This is a genomic window from Streptomyces sp. NPDC050546 (genome assembly GCF_044457425.1).
Taxonomy (GTDB): domain Bacteria; phylum Actinomycetota; class Actinomycetes; order Streptomycetales; family Streptomycetaceae; genus Streptomyces.
The window spans coordinates 277,833-299,776 of sequence record NZ_JBITGX010000012.1 but is presented as its reverse complement, the minus strand read 5'-3'; the positions used below and the strand labels follow the sequence as shown (position 1 = coordinate 299,776).

The 21,944-nt window shown below is 71.6% G+C and carries 21 protein-coding genes; 6 read left to right on the top strand and 15 right to left on the bottom strand.

The genetic code is table 11. From position 1 onward, the window contains the following. Positions 1 to 42 precede the first annotated feature (42 nt). On the top strand, positions 43 to 1,026 hold the full coding sequence (gene sbnA / locus ACIBK5_RS29130; protein WP_399024013.1) for a 2,3-diaminopropionate biosynthesis protein SbnA: 984 nt from the start codon (positions 43 to 45) through the stop codon (positions 1,024 to 1,026). A 17-nt stretch (positions 1,027 to 1,043) separates the two neighbouring features. Further along, positions 1,044 to 1,775 carry a 4'-phosphopantetheinyl transferase family protein gene (locus ACIBK5_RS29125; protein WP_399024011.1) on the top strand — a complete coding sequence of 244 codons (732 nt, stop codon included), beginning with the start codon at positions 1,044 to 1,046 and terminating at the stop codon, positions 1,773 to 1,775. A gap of 3 nt (positions 1,776 to 1,778) precedes the next feature. Here the strand turns inward: ACIBK5_RS29125 and ACIBK5_RS29120 are convergent, their stop codons facing one another. The 4 genes from ACIBK5_RS29120 to pepN all read right to left on the bottom strand — a co-directional run bounded on the left by ACIBK5_RS29120 (position 1,779) and on the right by pepN (position 7,253). Continuing rightward, entirely contained in the window at positions 1,779 to 2,522 is a 744-nt protein-coding gene (locus tag ACIBK5_RS29120; protein ID WP_399024009.1) for an anti-sigma factor domain-containing protein, read from the bottom strand. Beyond that, entirely contained in the window at positions 2,519 to 3,130 is a 612-nt protein-coding gene (sigK, locus tag ACIBK5_RS29115) for an ECF RNA polymerase sigma factor SigK (protein WP_399024007.1), read from the bottom strand. Before sigK ends, ACIBK5_RS29120 begins: the two co-directional genes overlap by 4 nt. A gap of 295 nt (positions 3,131 to 3,425) precedes the next feature. Further along, positions 3,426 to 4,466 carry a hypothetical protein gene (locus ACIBK5_RS29110; RefSeq protein ID WP_399024005.1) on the bottom strand — a complete coding sequence of 347 codons (1,041 nt, stop codon included), beginning with the start codon at positions 4,464 to 4,466 and terminating at the stop codon, positions 3,426 to 3,428. Between the two features lie 210 nt (positions 4,467 to 4,676). After that, positions 4,677 to 7,253, bottom strand: a complete 2,577-nt coding sequence (gene pepN / locus ACIBK5_RS29105; RefSeq protein ID WP_399024003.1) for an aminopeptidase N — start codon at positions 7,251 to 7,253, stop codon at positions 4,677 to 4,679. Between the two features lie 137 nt (positions 7,254 to 7,390). Here pepN and ACIBK5_RS29100 point away from each other — a divergent pair, with 137 nt between their 5' ends. Next, positions 7,391 to 8,029, top strand: a complete 639-nt coding sequence (locus tag ACIBK5_RS29100) for a DsbA family protein (protein ID WP_399024001.1) — start codon at positions 7,391 to 7,393, stop codon at positions 8,027 to 8,029. A 3-nt stretch (positions 8,030 to 8,032) separates the two neighbouring features. Here the strand turns inward: ACIBK5_RS29100 and ACIBK5_RS29095 are convergent, their stop codons facing one another. Genes ACIBK5_RS29095 through ACIBK5_RS29050 form a run of 10 tightly spaced genes read right to left on the bottom strand, consistent with a single transcriptional unit; the run spans position 8,033 to position 17,889 of the window. After that, positions 8,033 to 8,260 carry a hypothetical protein gene (locus ACIBK5_RS29095; RefSeq protein ID WP_399023998.1) on the bottom strand — a complete coding sequence of 76 codons (228 nt, stop codon included), beginning with the start codon at positions 8,258 to 8,260 and terminating at the stop codon, positions 8,033 to 8,035. Continuing rightward, a complete protein-coding gene (locus tag ACIBK5_RS29090) occupies positions 8,260 to 9,288 on the bottom strand; it encodes a glycerophosphodiester phosphodiesterase family protein (protein WP_399023996.1) in 1,029 nt (342 codons plus the stop codon). Before ACIBK5_RS29090 ends, ACIBK5_RS29095 begins: the two co-directional genes overlap by 1 nt. A gap of 26 nt (positions 9,289 to 9,314) precedes the next feature. Continuing rightward, positions 9,315 to 10,739 (bottom strand): FGGY family carbohydrate kinase, encoded by a 1,425-nt coding sequence (locus tag ACIBK5_RS29085; protein ID WP_399023994.1) that lies wholly within the window; start codon positions 10,737 to 10,739, stop codon positions 9,315 to 9,317. A gap of 19 nt (positions 10,740 to 10,758) precedes the next feature. Further along, positions 10,759 to 11,790: a 2-hydroxyacid dehydrogenase gene (locus ACIBK5_RS29080; protein WP_399023992.1), complete on the bottom strand. Its 1,032-nt coding sequence runs from the start codon at positions 11,788 to 11,790 to the stop codon at positions 10,759 to 10,761. Further along, a complete protein-coding gene (locus ACIBK5_RS29075; protein ID WP_399023990.1) occupies positions 11,787 to 12,884 on the bottom strand; it encodes an ABC transporter ATP-binding protein in 1,098 nt (365 codons plus the stop codon). The genes ACIBK5_RS29080 and ACIBK5_RS29075 overlap by 4 nt, the downstream gene beginning before the upstream one ends. Continuing rightward, positions 12,853 to 13,683: a DeoR/GlpR family DNA-binding transcription regulator gene (locus tag ACIBK5_RS29070; protein WP_399023988.1), complete on the bottom strand. Its 831-nt coding sequence runs from the start codon at positions 13,681 to 13,683 to the stop codon at positions 12,853 to 12,855. The genes ACIBK5_RS29075 and ACIBK5_RS29070 overlap by 32 nt, the downstream gene beginning before the upstream one ends. Beyond that, a complete protein-coding gene (locus ACIBK5_RS29065; protein WP_399023986.1) occupies positions 13,680 to 14,768 on the bottom strand; it encodes an ABC transporter ATP-binding protein in 1,089 nt (362 codons plus the stop codon). Before ACIBK5_RS29065 ends, ACIBK5_RS29070 begins: the two co-directional genes overlap by 4 nt. Continuing rightward, the gene (locus tag ACIBK5_RS29060; RefSeq protein WP_382493786.1) at positions 14,765 to 15,589 is read right to left on the bottom strand and encodes a carbohydrate ABC transporter permease; all 825 of its coding nucleotides are present in this window, start codon (positions 15,587 to 15,589) and stop codon (positions 14,765 to 14,767) included. The genes ACIBK5_RS29065 and ACIBK5_RS29060 overlap by 4 nt, the downstream gene beginning before the upstream one ends. After that, positions 15,586 to 16,464 (bottom strand): carbohydrate ABC transporter permease, encoded by an 879-nt coding sequence (locus ACIBK5_RS29055; protein ID WP_399023983.1) that lies wholly within the window; start codon positions 16,462 to 16,464, stop codon positions 15,586 to 15,588. Before ACIBK5_RS29055 ends, ACIBK5_RS29060 begins: the two co-directional genes overlap by 4 nt. Positions 16,465 to 16,467: 3 nt before the next feature. Next, entirely contained in the window at positions 16,468 to 17,889 is a 1,422-nt protein-coding gene (locus ACIBK5_RS29050) for an ABC transporter substrate-binding protein (RefSeq protein ID WP_399023981.1), read from the bottom strand. 148 nt (positions 17,890 to 18,037) lie between these two features. On the opposite strand from ACIBK5_RS29050, the gene ACIBK5_RS29045 reads away from it, so the two are divergent. From ACIBK5_RS29045 to ACIBK5_RS29035, 3 genes are all read left to right on the top strand, one after another. Further along, positions 18,038 to 19,507 carry an FGGY-family carbohydrate kinase gene (locus ACIBK5_RS29045; protein ID WP_399023979.1) on the top strand — a complete coding sequence of 490 codons (1,470 nt, stop codon included), beginning with the start codon at positions 18,038 to 18,040 and terminating at the stop codon, positions 19,505 to 19,507. Further along, positions 19,504 to 20,130 carry a histidine phosphatase family protein gene (locus ACIBK5_RS29040; RefSeq protein WP_399023977.1) on the top strand — a complete coding sequence of 209 codons (627 nt, stop codon included), beginning with the start codon at positions 19,504 to 19,506 and terminating at the stop codon, positions 20,128 to 20,130. The genes ACIBK5_RS29045 and ACIBK5_RS29040 overlap by 4 nt, the downstream gene beginning before the upstream one ends. Before the next feature lie 110 nt (positions 20,131 to 20,240). After that, on the top strand, positions 20,241 to 21,017 hold the full coding sequence (locus ACIBK5_RS29035) for an SAM-dependent methyltransferase (protein ID WP_399023975.1): 777 nt from the start codon (positions 20,241 to 20,243) through the stop codon (positions 21,015 to 21,017). Positions 21,018 to 21,141: 124 nt separating this feature from the next. Here ACIBK5_RS29035 and ACIBK5_RS29030 read toward each other — a convergent pair whose 3' ends face one another. Next, the gene (locus ACIBK5_RS29030; protein WP_399023973.1) at positions 21,142 to 21,789 is read right to left on the bottom strand and encodes a superoxide dismutase; all 648 of its coding nucleotides are present in this window, start codon (positions 21,787 to 21,789) and stop codon (positions 21,142 to 21,144) included. Between the last annotated feature and the right edge of the window lie 155 nt (positions 21,790 to 21,944).

The window sequence follows — 21,944 nt, the reverse complement described above, 5'->3', positions numbered from 1 at the left end:
GCGGAACCCGTCCACCGTCCGGTCCTGTACGAGGAGAACATCGTGCCTGTCATATCCGTACCCCACGCCTTCAACGAGGAGGACCTGTACGTCGACCTCGAGCCGATGACGGGACACCGGCTCTTCCTCAAGTGCGAGGGCTTCAACTTCGCCGGTTCCATCAAGATGAAGGCCGCGACCGAGATGGTGGAGTCCGCCGAGCGCGGTGGAACCCTCAGGCGGGACTCGATCCTGGTCGAGTCCTCCTCCGGCAACCTCGGCGTGGCACTGAGCATGATCGCCGCGAGCAAGGGCTACCGCTTCGTCTGTGTGACGGACTCCCGGTGCAACCTCGCCACCCGGCTGATGATGGAGGCCCTGGGCAGCCAGGTCCACGTCGTCTCCGACGAGAGCGCCACGGGCGGTCTGCTGGGCGCGCGGCTGGCGCACGTGCGCGCTCTGTGCGCCGCCGACGACCGCTATGTGTGGCTGAGTCAGTACACCAACCCCGACAACTGGAAGGCGCACTACTTCCGGACGGCTCCGGCCATCGCCCGCTGGTTCCCGCTCCTGGACGTCCTGTTCATCGGCGTCGGCACGACCGGCACCCTGATGGGCTGCGCCCGCTGGTTCCGCTCCTGGCACCGGCCGGTGCGGATCGTCGCGGTGGACAGCGTCGGCTCCGCCATCTTCGGTGACCCGCCCGGACGGCGGATGATCCCCGGCCTCGGCATGAGCGTGAGGCCTCCGCTGCTCGACGAGAGCTACGTCGACGAGGCGGTGCGCGTCGAGGAGGCCGACGCCATCCGCACCTGCCGGAACATGGCGCGGCAGGGCTTCCTGTTCGGCGGCTCGACCGGCACGGTCGTCAGCGGGGCGACGAACTGGCTCGCCCGGCACGGCACACCGGGCCTCACGCCCGTCGCGATCGCCCCGGACCTCGGCGAGCGCTATCTCGACACCATCTACCAGGGCAACTGGGTACAGGCCCTGTACGGGAGCGACTTCGTCGCGGACCCGCGCGCCGTGCGCACGTCCTCCGACTGACCCGGGACGGCCGTGCCATGTGCCTTCTCCCCGCGAGACCCGCGAGACCGGTCCTGCGTCCCGAGCGGCTGACGTCCGTCGCCTGGGCCCGGCCTCCGCAGCCGCCCCGCCCCGGCCGCCCCCGAGTGTGGCTGGCCCGGGCGGAGGACCTCAGCGGCGCCGTGGCCCCGCTCGCCGGCACGCTGCTGGACGGCGGGGAACGGGCCCGGGCCGCGGCACTGCACCGGGCCGCGGACCGGGACGGCTACCGGGTCGCCCATGTGTGCCTGCGGCTGCTCCTCGGCGCCTACTTGGGGATCGAGCCGTCGGACGTCACGTTCGTACGGCGGCCCTGCCCGGTGTGCCAGGGCCCGCACGGCCGACCCGACGTGCCCGGCGTGCCCCTGAGCTTCTCCGTCTCTCGCACCGACGGGCTCTGCCTGCTCGCGTTCGCGGACACGGCGGTCGGCGCGGACATCGAGCGGCTGCCCGAGCCGGACGTCGTCGCGTCCCTCACGGCGACACTGCACCCCCGGGAAGCCGCCGAGCTCGCCGCGTGTCCGCCTGAGGGCCGCCCGGCCGCCTTCGCCCGGGTGTGGACACGCAAGGAGGCGTATCTGAAAGGGCTCGGCACCGGACTCGGGCGTGACCTCGGCTCCGACCACCTCGGCGCCTCCGCGCGCGGGCCCCGCCGGATGCCGGGCTGGACGATCGACGACGTGGCGGTGGGCCCGGCGCACGCGGCCGCCGTCGCGGTGGCGGAGCGGTGACCGTCACGCGGGGACGGAGATGACGCCGACCGGATCGGTGGTGGGCTGGCGGGAGCCGCCGGCCGGTTCCACCGTGACGCAGACGGCGGTGGCCCCGCCGAGGCGCCCGTCCAGGACATGCGCCTGACGTCCGCCCGCCCCGGGCACCAGTCCGGCCGGCCGGAACTGCCCCGGCCGGGCGTACCAGAGTTGGTAGACCTGGTCGCCGGTGAGCGGGGGCAGCCCGGCGGCGATGAACGCGGACCGTCCCTCCGCCCGGGAGGCGACCACGCTCGCGGTGCCGCCGCGCGTGAGTTCCTCGGTGCTGATGGTGGCGTCGGAGGCGGCCAGGACACCGGTGAGCTGCCGGTACCCGGCACGGTCCTGGGCGGCCTCCTCGCGCGCGGAGTCGGCCTCCGAGCTCTGCCACCAGGCGATGCCCCCGAGAGCCGCGGCCGCCGCCAGGGACGCCGCGAGCGCCAGCCGGAGCCCCTGTTCCCGGCGGCGCCGGCGCCGGGACTCCGCCGCGACGGACCGGTCCTGAGGTACGGCCGCGATCCGCTCCAGCACCCGGCGGCGCAGGTCCGCCGAGGGCGTTTCCGTCTCGGCCGCCCCCATCCCGACGGCCGCCCCGGACAGCTCATCGACCTCCGCACGGCAGGGGGCGCAACCGGCCAGGTGCTCCTCGAAGGCGGCCTCCTCGTCGGCCGGCAGCGCGTGCAGCACGTACGCGCCGACATCGAGGTGGGGGTCGCCGGTGAGGTTCACGAGCCGGCCTCCATACAGTCGTGCAGGCGCCGCAGCCCCTGTCGCATCCGCGACTTGACGGTGCCGGCCGGCATCGAGAGCGCCTCGGCGACCTCCGCGTACGTCAACCCCTCGTAGTAGGCCAGCACCAGGGGCAGCCGCAGCTCGCGGGTCAGCTCGGTCAGACAGCGGAAGACCACCCGCTGCTCCTCCCGTGTCTCGACCTCCTCGGCGACGGTGTCGAAGGACCGCTCCTGTTCCTGGACCGCGGCGCGCAGCTCGCGGGCGCGCCCCGCGGCGACGGAGCGGACCCGGTCCACCGCGCGGCGGTGCGCGAGGGTGAGCACCCAGTTCCGGGCGGCTCCGCGCGCGGGCCGGTACCGGTCGGCGGTCCGCCACACCTCCACCATCACGTCCTGGGTCACCTCCTCCGCCTGAGCCTTGTCCCTGACCACGCGGCAGGTCAGTCCCAGCACCGTGTGCGCCAGGGCGTCGTACAGTGCGGCGAAGGCCTCTTCGTCGCCGTCGGCGGCGCGGATGAGCAACTGGTTCAGCGCGGGGTCGTCCGTGGCCCCTGCCTGTCCCCCTTGCGTGTCACCTTCCCTCTGGGCTCCGGCTCCTCGGTCCATCGCGCCTCCTCGGCTCAGCTCGACACTGGCCCTGTTCTCCGCGGAGCGCATCCGGTCCAAAGCCGTCCGTCTGACAGATTCACCTGTCTGCCGCAGCAGACGGCCGGCCGGACTCACGCGCGGCGAGGCGGTGCGTTTCCCCCCACTGCTGGTTCGTAGCCGCCGGCCCGGCAGATCAAGATCAGGCGCCGCCGGAGCACGAGGAGGGGCCGCCGGCGACTCCGGCGGCCCCTCCTCCCCCCTCCTGGTCCCGCCCCCTGGTCCCGCCCCCGGGCCCTGTCCCCGGGTCCTGTCCCTACCGGGGCAGCACCACGACATAGGCGGCCGGTTCGCGGTCGGCCGCCGCCATCAGGGCCGTGCGGACCACCGTCGCCTGCTGCTCCACCGAGTCGCGGAGCTTCCTGGGCGTGATGTGGACGACCGTGATGCCGAGCCGCTCCAGGTGCTCGCGCTTGCGGGCGTACTCCGACCACTGCGCCTCGTCGTTCTGCCGGGGCGCCCGGGTGTCCAGCTCCAGGGCCACCGCCTGGTCCGGCCAGTAGGCGTCCAGACCGCCGAGATAGGGGCCGCCGGGCAGCCGCAGATCCACGTTCCACACCGGGTCGGGCAGGCCGTACTCGCGCACCATCCGGTACAGGCGGTCCTCCGCGATCGCCCGGCCCTCGGCCAGCAGGGAATCCACCGCGTCCACCACGTGCGGGCGGCTCAGCAGCCGGGCCTGGTTCAGCTCCCGCACCACCGCGGCCGGCTCGCAGTACCCGCCGCGCACCGCCTCCGTCATCAGCCGGCGCACGATGACGGCGTCCGCGAGGCCCGCCACCGCGTCGGCCAGCGCACGGGCGACCGGCGCGACGGGCAGGCCGGTGACCTGCTCGGGGACCGGCAGGGCGACCCCCCGGACGATGCGCGCGCAGCCCGTCGAGCGCAGCCGGCGCATCCGCGGGACCAGGACGTCGATCGCGTCCAGGGACGGCAGCGGGGGAGTGGAGGAGAAGCCGTGCAGCGTCAGGGCGGCCAGGCCCGTGATCATCGCCTCGGGGTGGGCGGGGGCGCCGGAGCCGTCCGCTCCGGGCTGGGCGGGAACACCCGTGCCGCGCTCCCGCGCCGCGTACATCAGCACCGCGTGCAGCCGCTCCTCGCTGGTCGGCGGGCCCGGGTGGAGCAGGACGACGCCGGGGAGGAGCTGCTGCCAGGGGCCGCCGGGGGTGCACTGCTCGTTCACCTGCGCCGTCGAGACACCGTGGGCGCGGAGCTGCGCGACCGTCATCACCCGGAGCCGGCCGCGGCCGGTCAGGTCGTGCAGGGGGCGGGGGGAGAGCGGGGTGTTGTGCGTCATGACCGGCAATTTCCCGCGCCCGACCCGCCTTTTAACCCCTGTTACAGGCCCGTCGACACATACGGACAATCCGGCACTAAAGGACGGATGTTCGGATGCCGAAACCCCCTGGTCCGTTCGGGTGCGGACCAGGGGTTACGGCTGTGATTGCCTGTATTCCGTAACGGTGACGGAACCCCAAATCTCAGGCCAAAGGTGTCAGGTCCCCGCCTACTCGGCCGCAGCGTCGCACGCCTGCCCCCGCAGGGCCCGCGCCAGATCGTCCCGGGCCTCCAGGACCAGCCGGCGCAGGGCCGGGGCCGCCTCCCGGTGGGACTCCAGCCAGGCGTCCGTGGCGTCGAGGGTCTCCTGGGACTGCTGGAGCGACGGGAACAGGCCCGACACCACATGCATCCCGATCTGGATCGACCGCTCGGCCCACACCCGCTCGATCACCGCGAAGTACTTCTCCGTGTACGGCGCGAGCAACTCCCGCTGCGAGCCCTGCTCGAAGCCCGAGATGGTCGCCTCGACCATGGCGTTGGACAGCGCGTCCGACTCCACTACCTGCGCCCACGCCTGCGCCTTGACCGCCTCCGACGGGCGGGCGGCCAGACAGCGCACCTGGTGACGCTTGCCGGACGCGGTGTCGTCCCGGGCCAGCTCCTCGGCCAGCACCTTCTCGTCCACCACCCCGTGCGCGGCCAGCGGCTCCAGGAACACCCAGCGCAGCTCCTGGTCCAGGTCGAGGCCCTCGACCGCCACCGCGCCCGTCAGCAGGTCCCGCAGCATCTCGAAGTCGGCGTCCGCGGCGGCCACCCGGGCGAAGAACCGCGCCCACGCGAGCTGGTGCTCGCTGCCCGGCCCGGCCGCGTACAGCTCGCGCCGCGCGCCCTCGGAGAGCAGCCTCCCGGTCTCCTCCCGGCGGCCGGGCGCCGCGTAGTGCGTGACCGCCGACTCGGCCCACGCGTGCAGCATCTGGAGCACGCCGATCTCGGACTCGCGCCCCGCGCACCGCAGCACCAGATCCACGAAGTCCCGGGCCGGGAGCAGCGCGTCCCGCGTCATGTTCCACAGCGCCGACCAGCACAGGGCGCGCGCCAGCGGATCCGTCATCGCACCCAGGTGCTCGCGCAGCGTCGCCAGCGAGGTCGCGTCGAAGCGGATCTTGCAGTACGTGAGGTCGTCGTCGTTGACCAGCACCAGGTCGGGCGCCTCGGCACCGGCCAGGTCCGCCACGACCGTCCGCGCGCCGTCGACGTCGGTCTCGGCGCGCGCGTACCGCTCCAGCGTGCCGCCGTCCGTCACCCGGTACAGGCCCACCGCCACCCGGTGCGGCCGCAGTTCCGGATAGGCCTCGGCGGCCTCCTGCACCACCGCCAGCTCCTCGACGCGGCCCTCCGGGCTCAACAGCACCTGCGGTGTCAGCGAGTTCACCCCGGCCGTCTGGAGCCAGGACCGCGCCCAGGCGCTCATGTCCCGGCCGCTGGTCTCCTCCAGCACCGACAGCAGGTCACCCAGGCGCGTGTTGCCGTACGCGTGCCGCTTGAAGTAGCGCCGGGCGCCCTCGAGGAACGCGTCCTGCCCGACGTAGGCCACGAGCTGCTTCAGCACCGACGCGCCCTTGGCGTACGTGATGCCGTCGAAGTTCAGCTTGGCGTCCTGCAAATCGCGGATGTCCGCCGTGACCGGGTGGGTGGACGGCAGCTGGTCGGCGCGGTAGGCCCAGGCCTTGCGGCGGTTGGCGAAGGTGATCCAGCCGCCCGCGAAGCGGGTCGCGCCGACCAGCGAGAACGCGCCCATGAAGTCCGCGAAGGACTCCTTCAGCCACAGGTCGTCCCACCACTCCATGGTGACCAGGTCGCCGAACCACATGTGCGCCATCTCGTGCAGGATGACATTGGCCCGGCCCTCGTAGGACGCCTGCGTCACCTTCCCGCGGAAGATGAACTCCTCCCGGAACGTCACCAGGCCCGGGTTCTCCATCGCGCCCAGGTTGTACTCGGGCACGAACGCCTGGTCGTACTTCCCGAACGGGTACGGGTAGTCGAAGTGGTCGTGGAAGAAGTCCAGGCCCTGCTTGGTGACAAGGAAGACGTCGTCGGAGTCGAAGTGGGGCGCGAGGCCCTTGCGGCACAGCGCGCCGAGCGGGATCTCCAGCGTCGTGCCGTCCGCGAACGTACGGGAGTAGGAGTCCCTCACGTAGTGGTACGGGCCCGCCACCACACACGTGATGTACGTCGAGATCGGCTTCGTCTCGGCGAACCGCCAGACCCCGTCGCCGAGTTCACCGACGCCGTTGCTCCACACCGTCCAGCCCTCCGGTGCCCGCACCTCGAAGCGGAACGGGGCCTTGAGGTCGGGCTGCTCGAAGTTGGCGAAGACCCGGCGGGAGTCGGCCGGCTCGTACTGCGTGTACAGGTACACCTCGCCGTCCTCGGGGTCGACGAAGCGGTGCAGGCCCTCGCCGGTGCGGGAGTAGGCGCACTGGGCGTCGACCACCAGCTCGTTGTCGGCGGCCAGGTCCTCCAGGGTGATCCGGGAGCCGTCGAAGACCTCACCGGGGTCCAGATCACGGCCGTTGAGTGAGACGGCCGTCACACTCGGCGCGATCAGGTCGGCGAAGCTGCTCGCGCCCGGCTCGTTGCAGCGGAAGCGCAGCGTCGTCACCGAGCGGAAGGTGCGGGGCCCGGCGCCGTCGTCCTCACCGACCGCGGACCGCAGGTCGAGGGACACCTCGTACCCGTCGACGCTCAGCAGGGCGGCCCGCTCCCGGGCCTCGTCGCGGGACAGATTCTCACCGGGCACGGGCGGCACTCCTCATATGTCGTGGGGTACGGCTGAACAGCACCGATCCTGCCACGTGCCCCTGACACCAGGGGCCGGGAATGACCGGAGCGAGCACCGGCGTTCCCGGAGGAAACAGTTTCCTCCTGAGGAGAGACATGTCGGACAAGACCCCCGTCGACTTCTGGTTCGACCCGCTGTGCCCCTGGGCGTGGATGACCTCCCGCTGGGTGCTGGAGGTGGAGAAGGTCAGGGACATCGAGGTCCGCTGGCACCTCATGAGCCTCGCCGTCCTCAACGAGCCCAAGCTGGACGAGCTGCCCGAGGAGTACCGCGAGCTGCTGGAGACCAAGGCGTGGGGCCCCGTCCGGGTCGTCATAGCCGCGCGGCAGGAGCACGGCCCCGAGGTGCTCGGCGATCTCTACACCGCGCTCGGCACCCGCATCCACAACCGGGAGGAGGGCCCCGGCAAGGAGACCGTCGCCGCCGCCCTCAAGGACGTGGGTCTGCCCGAGTCCCTCCTGGAGCACTGGGACTCCACCCCGTACGAGGCCGAACTGCGCGCCTCCCACAAGGAGGGCATCGACAAGGTCGGCCAGGACGTCGGCACCCCGGTGATCGCCGTGCCCGGCGCCGACGGCGAGCAGATCGCCTTCTTCGGCCCGGTCGTCACCCCGGCCCCGCAGGGCGAGGAGGCCGGCCGCCTGTGGGACGGCACCCTCGCCGTGGCCTCGGTCCCCGGCTTCTACGAGATCAAGCGCACGCGCACCAAGGGCCCGGACTTCTCCAACCTCTAGGACTCACAGCGCGGGGGCGGCCTGGATCTTGAGTTCCTCCGGGAGCAGGCCGTCCTCCCCGCGGTTGAGGTAACGCTGGTACCACCGGCAGCCGTGAGCGGTGCAGCGCCAGTAGTCGTCCACGAAGTGACCATCCCCCTTCTCCGCGCGGACGGCCGCCCGCTCGGCAGCGTTGAACATCCGGAACTCCTGCATGGTGCCGCAGGTCCGGCACGCCCGGCTCACCGTCATCAGCCCCTCCTAGCCATCACCGCCAGGTCAGGGAAGTCGGTCACCACCGCGTCGACTCCCATGCGGTAGTACAGCGCGTACTCGGCGAACGCGTCCCCGAAATCGTTCGCTCCGCTTCCGCGCCGGAACTGTGCCGGCAGGAACTGGTTCTCCGCGCGGAAGGTGTACGGGCCCACGCGCAGCCCCGCGGCATGGGCGTCCGCGAGGAGAGAGGTGCCGACGAGCGAGGACTTGTCCGGCCCGATCCAGTCCGCGTACTCCGCGATCTCCGCCAGCCCCGCCGGCGTCATCATCTCCTTGTAGGTCCTCCCGGGCAGGTCGTACGGCCCGCCCGTGGTTCCCAGCGCCTGCCACAGCGGCACACCCAGGCCCGTCATGCGCTTCAGGCTCGTCGGCTCGAAGGACTGCACGACGCACTCGCGCCGGCCGAGCCGGTAGCGGCGGATCGCGGCCGCCAGCTTCGGCTCCAGCGGCAGCCCGACGGACCGGAAGTACGTCGGGTGCTTGGTCTCGGGGAAGACGGCGATCGTCCGGCCGTGGGTCCGCGACAGCCGCCGCGCCAGCTCCACGACCTCCTGGAAGGTCATCACCTGCTCACGGCCGTCGAAGACCGTGTTGCGGTCGCGGACCTGCGGCAGCCGCTCCACCGCCCGCAGCGTCTTCAGCTCGGCGAGGGTGAAGTCCTCCGTGAACCATCCCGTCACGGCCCGGCCGTCGACCGTCTTCGTGGTACGGCGGTCCGCGAACTCGGGGTGGCCGGCCACGTCGGTCGTCTGGGAGATCTCGTTCTCGTGCCGGACGACGAGCACATGGTCCTTCGTCGGCACCAGGTCCGGTTCGATCCAGTCCGCGCCCGTCTGCACGGCGTACGTGTAGGAGGCGGCCGTGTGCTCGGGGCGCCAGCCGGCCGCGCCGCGGTGGCCGATGACCACCGGGCGCCGCTGGGCGGGTGCCGCGTGGGCGGGTACGGCCGCGACCGCCGGCGTGGCGGCGGCCGCGAGCAGAAGAGATCGCCGTCTCAGGTGCATCCAAGTCCCTCTCGTCGTACGGGTGTTCAGGTCCTCGCGCGGGTCCGTGCCGCGGCGAGCCGGTCCAGGTGCTCCTCGTAGCCCTTCGTGTAGTACGCGGCCCGCCCCGGATCCGGCTCGACGACCTCCGTCGGCCGCGTCCACACCTCCGCCTCCAGCGGCACCCCGTACCGCTCCGCCGCCGCCAGGACCGCGCCCCGCGCGCCCACCTCGCCCTCGACGACCCGCAGGGGCCTGCCGAGCACGTCGGCGAGCAGCCGCATCCAGGCGGGGCTGCGGGTGCCGCCGCCGCAGACGGCCAGGTTCCCGTCGAGGCCCGCCGCCTGAAGGCAGTGCCGGGCCGCGTACCCGATGCCCTCGCAGGTCGCGCGGACCAGATCGCCCCGGGTCGACTCCAGGGAGACACCGAGGAGTTCGGCCCGCAGCCGTGGCTCCACGAACGGGGCGCGTTCACCGGAGGGTGCGAAGTACGGCAGCACCCGGACGCCGTTCGCGCCCGGCGGGGTCTCGGCCAGCAGGCCGTCCACCTCGTCGTGTGCCACCCCGGTCGTCGACAGCACCCAGTCCAGCGCCGCCGTGCCGACCATCGCGGGCATGGCGCGCAGCCAGTGACCGGGCCGGTCCGTGGAGATGTACAGACCCGCCGGCTCGCCGGTCAGGTCCAGCTCGGTCGTGGCGACCAGGCTGGCCAGACAGGTGCCGACGATCAGCAGACCGTCGCCCGGGGACGTCACCCCGGCGCCCAGCGCGCAGGCCGGCAGATCGTAGGGGCCGTTCGCGATCCGGGTGCCGGAGGGCAGGCCTTCGCCGAGCGCCTCGGCCGTCGCGACCGGGTCGCTCACCGGGGCGAGCAGACCGCGCCGGTGCGTCAGCCCCAGCAGCTCGACGACCCGGTTGTCGTAGGTCCGGGTGCGCGGGTCGAGGAAGGGCATCGAGGCGTCCGAGACATCCGTCGTCGGACCGGCCCCCGTCAGCCGCTGGAACACCATGTCCTTGCAGTACAGGGCGGCCTTCGCGGCATCCAGCGCCTTCGGTTCGTTGCCGTCCAGCCAGGCCAGCAGCGGCCCCGGACAACCCGGGAACATCGCGCTCCCCGTCCGCCGGAACACCGCCTCGAACGTGCCGTCCGCCAGCCACCGGTCGACCAGTTCGTGCGCCCGCCCGTCCATCCAGGAGGCCGCGGGTCGCACGGGCCGCCCCTCGCCGTCGACCAGCCACACCCCGTCGCCCTGCCCGGTGAGCCCGGCCAGCTCGACCGGTTCCGGGACCCGTTCGGTGACCTCGCTCAGGACGGCCACGACCGCCCCGTACACCTCCTCCATGTCCTGCTCGACGACCCCGCCCCGCAGCGACAGGGCCACCGACCGGGACGCCACGGCCAGTTGGCGGCCCGCGGAGTCGAAGGCCGCCGCCTTGACCATGGACGTGCCCACATCGATACCGACGTACATGCGGCTCTCCTCCCGGTCCTCAGGTCAGGCAGTGCGCGAGCGGCTCCCCGCGCACCCAGCGGCCCACCTCTTCGGCGGCGATCCGCGCGGCCTTCTCCGCCACCGCGCGCGACGCCCCGCCCAGGTGCGGGGTCAGCACGACTTGGTCACCCAGCCCCAGCAAGCGGGACTCGACGGGCAGCGGCTCCCGCTCGTAGGTGTCGAGCGCCGCCGCCGACAGCCGCCCGCTCTCCAGTGCGTCGCACAGCGCGCCCTCGTCCAGCAGCGGGCCCCGGGCCACGTTCACCACCACCGCGCCGGGCGGCAGCAGCCCCAGCTCCCGGGCGCCGATCAGCCCCCGGGTCTCGGGGGTGAGCCGGGCGTGCAGGGTGATCACCTGGGAGGAGCGCAGGAGATCGTCGAGGGAGTTCACACGCAGTCCGTGGATCTCCCCGTGCACATACGGGTCGTACACCATCACCCGCGCCCCGAACGCGCACAGCACCCGGGCGACCCGGCTGCCGACGGCCCCGTATCCGACCAGACCGACGGGCAGGTCCTCCAGCTCCAGACCGCTCCGCTCGTACGTGTAGTAGGTCGCGCCCTCCCAGCTGCCCTGCCGGGCCAGCGGCTCATGGGCCTGCGGGATGCGGCGCAGGGCGGACAGCATCAGGCCGACGGTGAACTCGGCGGTGGCGGCGGCGTTGCGGCCCGGCGCGAAGCACACCCGCACATCACGGTTCTTGGCCGCGTCCAGGTTGACGTTGACCGGCCCGCCCCGGCAGACCACGACCAGCCTCAGATCCGGGCAGGCGGCGAGCACCCGCTCCGTCACCGGCCCCATCTGCGTGACCAGGACCTCCGCCCCGGCCAGCGCCTCGATCATCTCGTCCTCGGCGTCACTGGCCTCCTGCACCTCGGCGACCGGCCCGAACGGCTCCAGCGGCCAGCCGAGTTCCAGCTCCTTGATCTGCGCCCGCTCCACCTCGTGCTCCACCGCCCGCGCGATCAGCGACGGCAGTACGAAGTGGTCACCGGCGGCCACGACACGCACGTTCTCTTCGGAGGTCATCGCAGTGTGGCTCCCGTCTCGGCGTCGAAGACATGGGTGTGCTGGGGATCGGCGGCGACCCGGACCCGCTCGTCGTGGGCGAGCCGTACCTCGGGGTCGGTGAGGACGACCAGATGCCGTTCGACCCCTTCCAGGGCGAGGGTCGCCAGGCCCGACTCCAGGAGCGGTTCGTGGGCGACGACCCGGGCGGGCAGGCCGCCCTCGGCGGTGAGCGAGACGTCCTCGGGGCGGATCCCGACGACCACCTCCCGGCCGGCCTCCACGGACACCGGCAGCGTGATGCGCACCGAGCCGGAGAGGCGGGCCTCGCCGTCGCCGGTGGCGATTCCGGGCAGCAGGGTGATCGCGGGCTCGCCGACGAAGTCCGCGACGAACAGGTTGGCCGGGCTGTCGTAGATCTCGTAGGGGGTGCCGAGCTGCTGGATCACGCCGTCCTTCATCACGGCGATCCGGTCGGCGAGCGAGAGGGCCTCCTCCTGGTCGTGGGTGACCAGGATCGTGGTGTGGCCCAGGTCCTTCTGGATGCGCTTGAGTTCACGGCGGGTGGTGTCACGCTGGGCCGCGTCCAGATGGGACAGCGGCTCGTCGAGGAGCAGCACGTCCGGTTCACGGATCAGGGCCCGGGCCAGGGAGACGCGCTGCTTCTGGCCGCTGGAGAGGCCTGCCGGGCGGGCACCGAGGAGGCCGGTCAGGCCCACCCGCTCGGCGATCTCCTTCACCTTGCGGTCGACGTCCCCCCTGGAACCCCGGGCGGCCTTCTTGCGCGCCTTCAGCCCGAACGCCAGGTTCTCCGCCACCGACAGCGGTGGATACAGCGCGTAGTTCTCGAACGCGACCCCGATGTTCCGCTGCTGAGCGGGCCGTTCGACCACCGAGTCCCCGCCGACCAGGATGTCCCCGCCGGTCACCGACTCAAGACCGGCGATCATCCGCAGCGTGGTCGACTTGCCGCACCCCGACGGCCCGAGCAGCCCCAGCAGTTCCCCGGACCGCAGGCTCAGGTCGATCCCGCGAACGGCGTCCACCGACGGCCGCCCCCGCGACTGATACGTCTTACGGAGTTCACGTAGCTCCAGTCCCGTTCCGCTCGCCATGGCCGCCCTTCGTCGCGCAAACCTCGTAACGGACCTTGTGCTCGTCCAGATCCCGCAGCGCCTCCGGCGACGCCCCGTCGTCCACCAGGAGCGTGTCGAAGCGGGACAGCGGGACGACCCGGTGCAGGGCGACCCGGCCGAGCTTGGTGTGGTCGATCAGCAGGACGTTGCGTGCCGCCGCGTCGAGCATCGCCCGCTTCACGGACACGATGTGCTGCTCCTGGTGGTAGGCGTAACCCCCGTGCACGGCCGACGTCGACGCGAAGCACACGTCCACGCGCAGCTGCTCGACCGCCTCCACGCAGGACACCCCGAGGAAGGAGGAGTGCAGCGGGTCGTAGTCGCCGCCGAGCGCCATCAGGTGGATGCCCCGCTGGTCGGAGAGGAGGTTGATGGCCTCAAGGAAGTTGGTGACGACCGTCAGCGGCGTGACCTCGCCCGTGCGCAGCCGCCTGGCTATCTCCAGGGTGGACGTGGAGTCGTCGAGCAGGATCGCCATGCCGGGCTCGACCATCCGCAGCGCGTGCTCGGCGAGGGCGGCCTTCTCGGCCCGCATGGTCTTCAGCCGGTACTGCACGTTCGACTCGAAGACCCCCGACGGCTGCGCGGTCACCCCGCCCCGGGACTTGCGTACGATGCCCTGCCGTTCGAGCTCGTCGAGGTCGCGGTGGATGGTCATCAGGCTCACCCCGAAGCGCTCGGCCAGCTCCGCCGCCGTCGCCGAACCGTCGGCCAGCACCTGCTCGGCCATGGCGGCCTGCCGTGCCGCGGGCCCCTGCTGTCCACCGCTGCTGCTCATGATCGTGTCTCTATCCGTCGTCCCGGGCGCTCCGGCCGGTCGGCCTCGAACAGCAGCAGGTTCTCAGGCCGGACCGCGAGCCGTACGGGATCGTCCGCACGAAGGCGTGCCGCGTCCGCCCGGGGCGCCACCAGCGACACCCGCTGCTCCCCGGTCCCGAGCCGGACGGTGACCTCGACGGACCGTCCGAGGACCTCGGTGACGTACACGGTCCCGGTGAGTTCGTGACCCTCGCCGCGCAGGGCGATGTCCCGGGGCCGCAGACCGACGAGGACGTCCGTGTCCGGCGCGGCCTGTGCCCGGACCGGCAGCTCCACCCCGCCGTCGGCCCGCACCCCGCGCTCCGTCACCACCCCGGGCAGGAGGTTGATCCGGGGCCGCCCGAAGGCCCGCGCGACCTCCGTGTCGTACGGCTGGTACCAGATCTCCTCCCGGGTGCCCGTCTGCACGATCCGCCCCTGACGGATGACCCCGATCCGGTCGCCGAGCGCCAGCGCCTCGACGGAGTCATGGGTGACGTACAGCGTGGTGGTGTGCTGCACGGCCCCGATCGCCTTCAGCTCGGCCCGCATCTGCTGGCGGAGTTTGGCGTCCAGGTGGGAGAGCGGCTCGTCGAGCAGGAAGGCCCGGGCGGGCCGGACCAGTACCCGCCCGAGGGCGACGCGCTGCCGCTGGCCGTTGGACAACTGGCCCACCGGGCGGTCCAGCAGTCCGGAGATGCCGAGCAGTTCGGCGACCGCGCCGATGCGCTGCTTGGCTTCGGCGGCGGGGAGCCGGTGCCGGGGGGAGCGGAGCGGCGAGGCCAGGTTGTCGTAGGCCGAGCGGTGCGGGTAGAGCGCGTAGCTCTCGAAGCACATGGCCACGCCCCGGTCGTAGGGCTCCACGCCCCGCATGTCCTTGCCGTCGAGCACGACCGTGCCGGAGTCGGGCGGTTCGAGCCCGGCGATCGTCTTGAGCGTCGTCGTCTTGCCGGCCCCGGACGGGCCCAGCAGACAGAAGAACTCGCCTTCCCGTACGTCCAGTTCGAGTTCGTCGAGCGCGACGGTCTTGCCGTACGCCTTCCGTATCCCGCTCAGCGTGATCACGATTTCACCGCCCCGAACGACAGGCCCCGCACCAGATACCGCTGGATCGTCAGCGCCAGCAGCAGCGGCGGTACGACGGACACCAGCGCGGCGGCGGCCGTCAGGTTGTACTTGGGCCGGTCCCCGCCGAGGAAGGACAGCGCGCCCACGGTCACCGTCTGGGCCTCGTTGGAGGTGAGGATCAGCGGGAAGACGAAGTTGTTCCAGGCGAAGATGAAGGCCAGCAGCGACACGGCCGCGATGCCCGGTTTGACCAGCGGCAGGGCGACGCGGAAGAAGGCCTGCTTGCGGGTGTAGCCGTCCAGCAGCGCCGCCTGCTCCAGCTCCGGTGTCAGATCGGCGAAGTAGGACCGCATGATCCACACGATCAGCGGCAGGGTGACCAGTTGCAGCACCCAGACCATGCCGACGTACGTGTCGAACAGGCCGAGCTTCTGGTACAGCACGAACAGCGGGATGATCACGGTGAGTTCGGGCGCGAAGCGGAACGACAGCAGGGTGAACATCAGGTTCTCGGAGCCCTTGAACCGCCACCGCGCCGAGGCGTACGCCGCCGGCAGCCCCACCACCAGCGAGAGCGCCACCGCCCCCACCGACACCACCAGGCTGTTGACGAAGAACCGCACGAACGGGATGCCCTCGCTGTCGCCGAGGACCGTCCGGTAGCCGTCGAGGGTGGGGGAGAAGGAGAAGTAGGTGGAGAAGAGCTGGTCGGTCGGCTTCAGCGACAGGATCACCATCCAGGCGATCGGGAACAGCGCGAAGACGAAGTAGAGGACGAGGGCGGTGTCGCACAACCACCCCACCAGGCGTTTCCTCACGAGGACACCTCCGCGGCCTTCCGCTGGATCTTCCCCAGGTGCTTCACCAGCACCATCGCGGCCAGATACACCACGGCCCACAGCACGATCGTGTAGCTGATCCCGAAGGAGTACCGCTGGAAGCGGATGGCCTCGAGATACGCCCGGATCTGGAGCACCACCGTCGAGTCACCCGGCCCGCCCTCCGTCAGGGCGTAGATGATGTCGAACACCTTCAGCGAGTCCATGAACCGGAAGATCACCGCGACCAGGACGTACGGCCACAGCATCGGCAGCGTCAGCCGCCGGAAGGTGTACCACCACCCCGCGCCGTCCACGGCCGCCGCCTCGAACGGGGAGGCGGGCAGCGACCGCAGACCGGCGAGGGCGAGGATCGCCACGAACGGGGTGTACACCCACACGTCCACGGCGATCGACGACAGCAGCGCGCCCGTCGGGGTGTCGGTCCACTGCACCCCGCCGAGACCGAAGGGCCTCAGCAGGTAGTTGACCACCCCGACCGACGGCTGGAGCATCAGCTTCCAGATGATCGCCGCGATCACCGGGGCGATCATCAGCGGCAGGATCAGGATCTTCTCCAGGACCCGGCCCAGCAGGGTCGAGCGGTGCAGCAGCAGGGCGACGGCCACCCCGAGCACGGTCTCGGCGAGGGCCGCCCCGACCGCGTACAGCACCGTCACCCACGCCGAGTTCCAGAACGCCTCCTGCGTGAAGACGGTCGAGTAGTTCTCGAACCGCACCATGTCCGGCTGCGGTTTGCTCGCCGAGAAGTCGAACAGCGTGTAGTACAGCCCGAGCCCGAACGGGTAGAGGATCCCGCAGGTCAGCAGCAGGGCCGGGACGATCAGGAGGTACGGGCGCAGGGCCAGGCGCATGCGCTACCCCACCTTGTCGGCGAGGTCGTCCGCCAGCCCGTCCAGGACGGACTTCGCGCCCTGGCCGCCGTAGATCTCCTGGAGGGCCGCCGCCCAGCTGGTCGTCGCGTCGAAGAACTGCGCCTGCGGGGTGAACTGGATCTTCGTCTGGTCGACGACCGTCTCGAAGGTCTCCAGGAAGCCCGGCAGATGCCGCATCTTGTCCTTGTACGCGGCGTCGTCGGCGACCGACTTGCGCACCGGGTCGATGTGGTTGTGGGTGATCGCGCTCTTGCGCAGATGCTCCTTGCCGGTCGCCCACTGCAGAAACAGCCAACTGGCGCTCTTCTTCTTGCTCTTGGCGTTCATGCCGAGCGACCAGATCCACATGTTGGTGGCCAGCGACCCGTCAGGACCCTTCGGCCCCGGGTGGAAGGCGATCTTCCCGGAGGCGGGGCTGGCGCCCTTCACCGCCTGGAAGTAGGCGGCCGTGTCGGCGTCGAACAGCATCCCGGCCTTCTTCGCGCCCAGGTCACTGGAGCACTGGTACCAGGTGTACGACGTCCAGGACGGCGGCCCGCCCCGCTTGACCATCCGCGCCCAGTCCTCGGTGAAGGCGACGGCCTCGGGGCTGTTCATGGCGGGGGTGAGCTTCCCGCCGTCGACCGTGAAGTCCTTCAGCCCGTTGCGCGCGTACATCGTCATGAAGCCGGGGTGGATGGTGGCCCAGCTCCTGGAGCCGCGTACGGCGATCCCGTACATGCCGTCGTAGCCCGCGCCCGGCGCCTTCCGTTTGATGGTCGCGGCGAGTTCGGTCAGCTCGTCGAAGGACTCGGCGGGCTTCACACCGAGCTTCCTGAACACCTCGGTGTTGTAGGCGACGACGTTGGTCTCCCAGCCCCACGGCAGCGCGTACTGCCCGCCCTGGCCCAGCGGCGCGCCCGCCTTCAGCGACCACTGGTCGGCCTGGAGCAGGTTCGGGAAGAAGTCCCCCTGGTCCCACTCACTGCCCGTCGCCGAGGAGTTGCGCATCCAGGGCCCGAGGTCCTCCAGCCAGTTCGGCGGCCCGTACTGCCACACCATGTACGCGCCGAGCATGAACACGTCGTAGGAGGCACGCCCGCTGGACAGGTCCACGGTGAGCTTGTCGAAGTAGTTGTCCTCGGGGAAGACGTCGTACTCGACCTTGATGCCGGTCTTCTCGGTGAAGGACTTCAGGTCGGCTATCAGGGCGTCCGTGTACGGGTGCTTGTTGAGCAGCGCCTTGACGGTGGTGCCCTTCTCCCGCTTCCAGTCGAAGGAACCGGTGATGTCGTGAGCGGCTGACCCGTCGCTCTTGCTGTCGTTCCCGCCGAACCCGGAGCCGCAGGCCGTGAGCAGCGGGGCAGCGGCAGCCCCGGCGGCGAGGGCGAGGAAGCGCCGGCGGTCGTGCACGTGCGTGTCCATCCGTACCTCCACGTGGAGCCTGGTTAACACGTCGAGTCGACTCGTTAACAGAGGGTGGAACGGCTGAAGTTGGGCGTCAATCCCTCGCGCACGGGAAAATCTCAGGGCAGAGTGTGAAGTTCACGGATTCGTATGTGCGGGAGGCCGTATGACGGACGAGCACGAGGGCTGGCTGGGGATCGACCTGGGCACGCAGAGCGTCCGCGTGCTGCTCGTCACCGCGGACGGCACGGTCCTCGGCAGCGGCTCGGCCGCCCTGGCCGGGCGGCGCGAGGGGGTGCGGCACGAGCAGGACCCGGAGCGCTGGTGGGAGGCGCTGTGCACGGCGTCCCGCACGGCGCTCGGCTCCGCCCCGCCGGGCCTGCCGATCGGCGGACTCGCGGTGTGCGGCACCTCCGGCACGGTGCTGCTCACGGACGGTTCGGGCCGTCCGGTGAGCCCCGCGCTGATGTACGACGACGGGCGCGCGGCCGCGGAGGCGGCGCGCGCCCGGGACGCGGGGCTCGCGGTGCAGGACACCTGGGCGCTGCCGAAGGCGCTGTGGCTGGTGGGGGAGTACGGCCCCGGCCTCCGCCTCGTCCACCAGCCCGACCTGATCGTCACCCGCCTCACCGGCGAACCGCCCCAGGCCGACTCCAGCCACGCCCTCAAGACGGGCTACGACCTCCACCGGGAGGCCTGGCCGGAGGCCGCCCTGGCCCAACTCGGCGTTCCCGAACGCCTGTTGCCCGACGTCGTACGCCCGGGCACTCGCCTCGGCGAGGTCGGCGCACAGGCAGCCGACGCCACCGGCATCCCCGCCGGCACCCCGGTGCTCGCCGGCATGACCGACGGCTGCGCGGCCCAGATCGCCTCGGGCGCGCTGCGGCCCGGCTCCTGGAACTCGGTGCTCGGCACCACACTCGTGCTGAAGGGAGCCGCCCGCGACCCGGTCCGGGACCCCAGCGGCGTGGTCTACAACCACCGCGCCCCCGACGGCACCTGGCTGCCCGGCGGGGCGTCGAGCGTGGGTGCCGGGGCCCTGGCGGCGCACTTCCCGGAGGCCGATCCGGCCGCCATGGACGAGCGGGCGGCGGCCTTCGAACCGTCCCGTGCGATCGCCTACCCGCTGGTGTCACCGGGGGAGCGGTTCCCGTTCCGGGCGCCCGAGGCCACCGGGTTCGTCCTCGGCGACACCGGGGACGACGCCGAGCTGTGGGCCGCCCTGCTCCAGGGCGTGGGCTTCGCCGAACGCCTCTGTCTGGACTACCTCCACCACCTCGGCGCCCCCCTCGACGGCCCGCTCACCTTCACGGGCGGCGGCGCCCGCAGCCCCTACTGGAACCAGCTCCGCGCCGACATCCTCGGCCGCCCCGCCCGCGTCCCGGAGCAGACGGAACCGGCCCTGGGAATGGCGGCGCTGGCCGCGTACGGGGTGTCGGGGGCGGAAGCGCTCGCCGCTGTCGCCGAGCGCATGGTCCGCGTCCGTACGGTGCTCGAACCCCGCGCCGACCGCACGGCGGCCTTCGCCGACCCGTACGCTCACCTCGTCGACGCACTGGAGCAGCGCGGCTGGCTGCCCGCTCCGGTCGCTGAACACGCCCGTACCCGCCTGCACCTGGACACCGGGAAGTCATGACCGCCACCACCCTTCTGCTGGCCCGCCACGGGCAGACCGTCTGGCATGCCGAGAACCGGTACGCCGGTGTCAGTGACATCGAGCTGACCGACACCGGACGCGCCCAGGCCGAGGCCCTCGGCCGGTGGGCCGCCGCCCACCCCGTCGACGCGATCTGGACGTCCCCGCTGTCCCGGGCCGGTGCCACCGCCGAGCCCGCCTGCCGCGCCCTTGGCCTCACCCCGGAGCGCGAACCCGGCCTCATCGAATGCGACTTCGGGGTGGTGGAGGGCCGCACACTCGCCGAGTTCGAGGCGGAGGACCCGGAGTGGGCCGCGGCCTACCGTGCCGACCCGGTGGCCCACTCCTTCCCCGGCGCCGAGGATCCGCTGGCGGCAGCGGCCCGGGGGACCCGTGCCCTGCGGGACATCGCCGCCGCCCACCCCGGCGGACGCGTCCTGGTCGTCGCCCACAACACCCTGCTGCGGCTGGTGCTGTGCACGCTGCTGTCCATCCCGCCCCGGGAGTACCGCAGAGTGCTCCCGCGGCTGCGGAACACCGCGCTCAGCGAACTGCGGATGAACTCCGACGGTTCCGCCGCACTCCTCTCACTCAATGTGCCCTGCGAGGCGGACATGCCATAGGGGGTGTTCGAGAGTCCCGCACAGCATCCACGGCGCCCGGCACGCACCCTCGCCCGGACACCGCGGGCACCGCACGGGACTCTCGAAACACCCCCTGGCACTATGGCCCCATGACGCAGATCGACACCTCGGTGCCGCACTCGGCCCGGATCTGGAACTACTGGCTGGGCGGCAAGGACAACTACCCCGTGGACGAGGCGGCCGGTGACGCCTACACCGCCGTGTTCCCCGGCATCGTCACCATCGCCCGCGGCAGCCGCGCCTTCCTCGGCCGCACCATCCGCCACCTCGTCCAGGAGGCGGGCGTACGGCAGTTCCTCGACGTGGGCACCGGCCTGCCCACCGTCGACAACACCCACGAGGTGGCCCAGCGCCTGGCCCCCGAGTCGCGTGTCGTCTACGTCGACAACGACCCCCTGGTCCTCGCGCACGCCCGTGCCCTGCTCACCTCGACGCCCGAGGGCGCGACGGCCTACGAGCCCATCAGCCTCTACGAGCCGGAGCGCATCATCGAGGCGGCCGGGAAGACACTCGACCTCACCCGCCCCACCGCCCTGATCCTCAGCGGCATCCTGGGCCACGTGGCCGACTACGACCACGCCCGCGACCTCGTCCGCCGCCTCCTGGCCGGACTGCCCGCAGGCAGCTATCTCTCCCTCAACGAGGGCTCCCGCGGCACCGACCCGGCCTACGAGCAGGCTCAGGACGCCTACAACGAGACCGGCGCGGTCCCCTACTTCCTGCGGCCGGTGGAGCAGATCGAGGCCTGCTTCGAGGGCCTGGACCTGGTGGCACCGGGCGTGGTCTCGGTGCCGCTGTGGCACCCCGAGCCGGGCGCCCCCACGGACCCGATCGGCCAGCACGGCGGTCTGGGCCGCAAGCCGTAGCCCAGCCCCTGCACGGGAAAGCCCCCGCGAGTCATGTCCTCGCGGGGGCTTCCTTCTTTCCGCCCGCCGCCGTGAAGGGTGAGAAGACGATCACGAGGCAGGACGCTTCATACGGCGGGCGGCCTCAGGGCGCCAGCAGCAGCACGTCCGCGCGGGACTTGGCGGCCTCGTAACGCCGGGCCACGTCCTGCCAGTTGACGACCTGCCACATCGCCTCGATGAAGTCGACCTTCTGGTTCTTGTACTGCAGGTAGAAGGCGTGCTCCCAGGCGTCGAAGACGAGGATCGGGGTGGCGCCCTGGCCGACATTGCCCTGGTGGTCGTAGACCTGCTCCACGATCAGCCGCCCGCTCAGCGGCTCGTAGGCGAGCACGCCCCAGCCCGAGCCCTGCGTGGTCGCGGAGGCCTTGGTCAGCTGCGCCTTGAAGTTCGCGTAGGAACCGAAGGACTCGGTGATCGCGTCCGCGAGGTCACCCACGCCGTCGGCGGCCAGCGGCTCACCGCCACCGTCCTTCGGGCCCGTCATGTTCTGCCAGTAGATGCTGTGCAGGATGTGCCCGGAAAGGTGGAAGGCCAGGTTCTTCTCCAGCCCGTTGATCGATCCCCACGTCTCCTTGTCCCGCGCCTCCGCAAGCTGCTCCAGGGTGTCGTTGGCGCCTTTCACATAGGCCGCGTGGTGCTTGTCGTGATGCAGCTCGATGATCTCGGGGCTGATCACCGGGGCGAGCGCGGAGTAGTCGTACGGGAGCTCGGGCAGCGTGTAGACGGGCAAGGCAAGATCCCTTCGAACCTCTTATTGCAATTAGCTTGCAAGTGCAGGCTAGCAGCATCAATGCGGCGGAGGTGGGAGGGTCGCAAGCGTTGCGTGAATGCGTTCGGCAGGGCCCGAGGGCGCGATCTACCATCGGTGTGTACGCGACAGGGGGA

Coding starts and splice junctions, on each gene's coding strand:
- ACIBK5_RS29035 (WP_399023975.1), top strand. CDS start 20,241: ATGACGCAGATCGACACCTCGGTGCCGCACTCGGCCCGGATCTGGAAC.
- ACIBK5_RS29055 (WP_399023983.1), bottom strand. CDS start 16,464: ATGCGCCTGGCCCTGCGCCCGTACCTCCTGATCGTCCCGGCCCTGCTG.
- ACIBK5_RS29075 (WP_399023990.1), bottom strand. CDS start 12,884: ATGGCGAGCGGAACGGGACTGGAGCTACGTGAACTCCGTAAGACGTAT.
- ACIBK5_RS29125 (WP_399024011.1), top strand. CDS start 1,044: ATGTGCCTTCTCCCCGCGAGACCCGCGAGACCGGTCCTGCGTCCCGAG.
- ACIBK5_RS29080 (WP_399023992.1), bottom strand. CDS start 11,790: ATGACCTCCGAAGAGAACGTGCGTGTCGTGGCCGCCGGTGACCACTTC.
- sigK (WP_399024007.1), bottom strand. CDS start 3,130: ATGGACCGAGGAGCCGGAGCCCAGAGGGAAGGTGACACGCAAGGGGGA.
- ACIBK5_RS29070 (WP_399023988.1), bottom strand. CDS start 13,683: ATGAGCAGCAGCGGTGGACAGCAGGGGCCCGCGGCACGGCAGGCCGCC.
- ACIBK5_RS29110 (WP_399024005.1), bottom strand. CDS start 4,466: ATGACGCACAACACCCCGCTCTCCCCCCGCCCCCTGCACGACCTGACC.
- ACIBK5_RS29050 (WP_399023981.1), bottom strand. CDS start 17,889: ATGGACACGCACGTGCACGACCGCCGGCGCTTCCTCGCCCTCGCCGCC.
- ACIBK5_RS29085 (WP_399023994.1), bottom strand. CDS start 10,739: ATGTACGTCGGTATCGATGTGGGCACGTCCATGGTCAAGGCGGCGGCC.
- ACIBK5_RS29040 (WP_399023977.1), top strand. CDS start 19,504: ATGACCGCCACCACCCTTCTGCTGGCCCGCCACGGGCAGACCGTCTGG.
- ACIBK5_RS29090 (WP_399023996.1), bottom strand. CDS start 9,288: ATGCACCTGAGACGGCGATCTCTTCTGCTCGCGGCCGCCGCCACGCCG.
- ACIBK5_RS29095 (WP_399023998.1), bottom strand. CDS start 8,260: ATGACGGTGAGCCGGGCGTGCCGGACCTGCGGCACCATGCAGGAGTTC.
- ACIBK5_RS29100 (WP_399024001.1), top strand. CDS start 7,391: ATGTCGGACAAGACCCCCGTCGACTTCTGGTTCGACCCGCTGTGCCCC.
- ACIBK5_RS29045 (WP_399023979.1), top strand. CDS start 18,038: ATGACGGACGAGCACGAGGGCTGGCTGGGGATCGACCTGGGCACGCAG.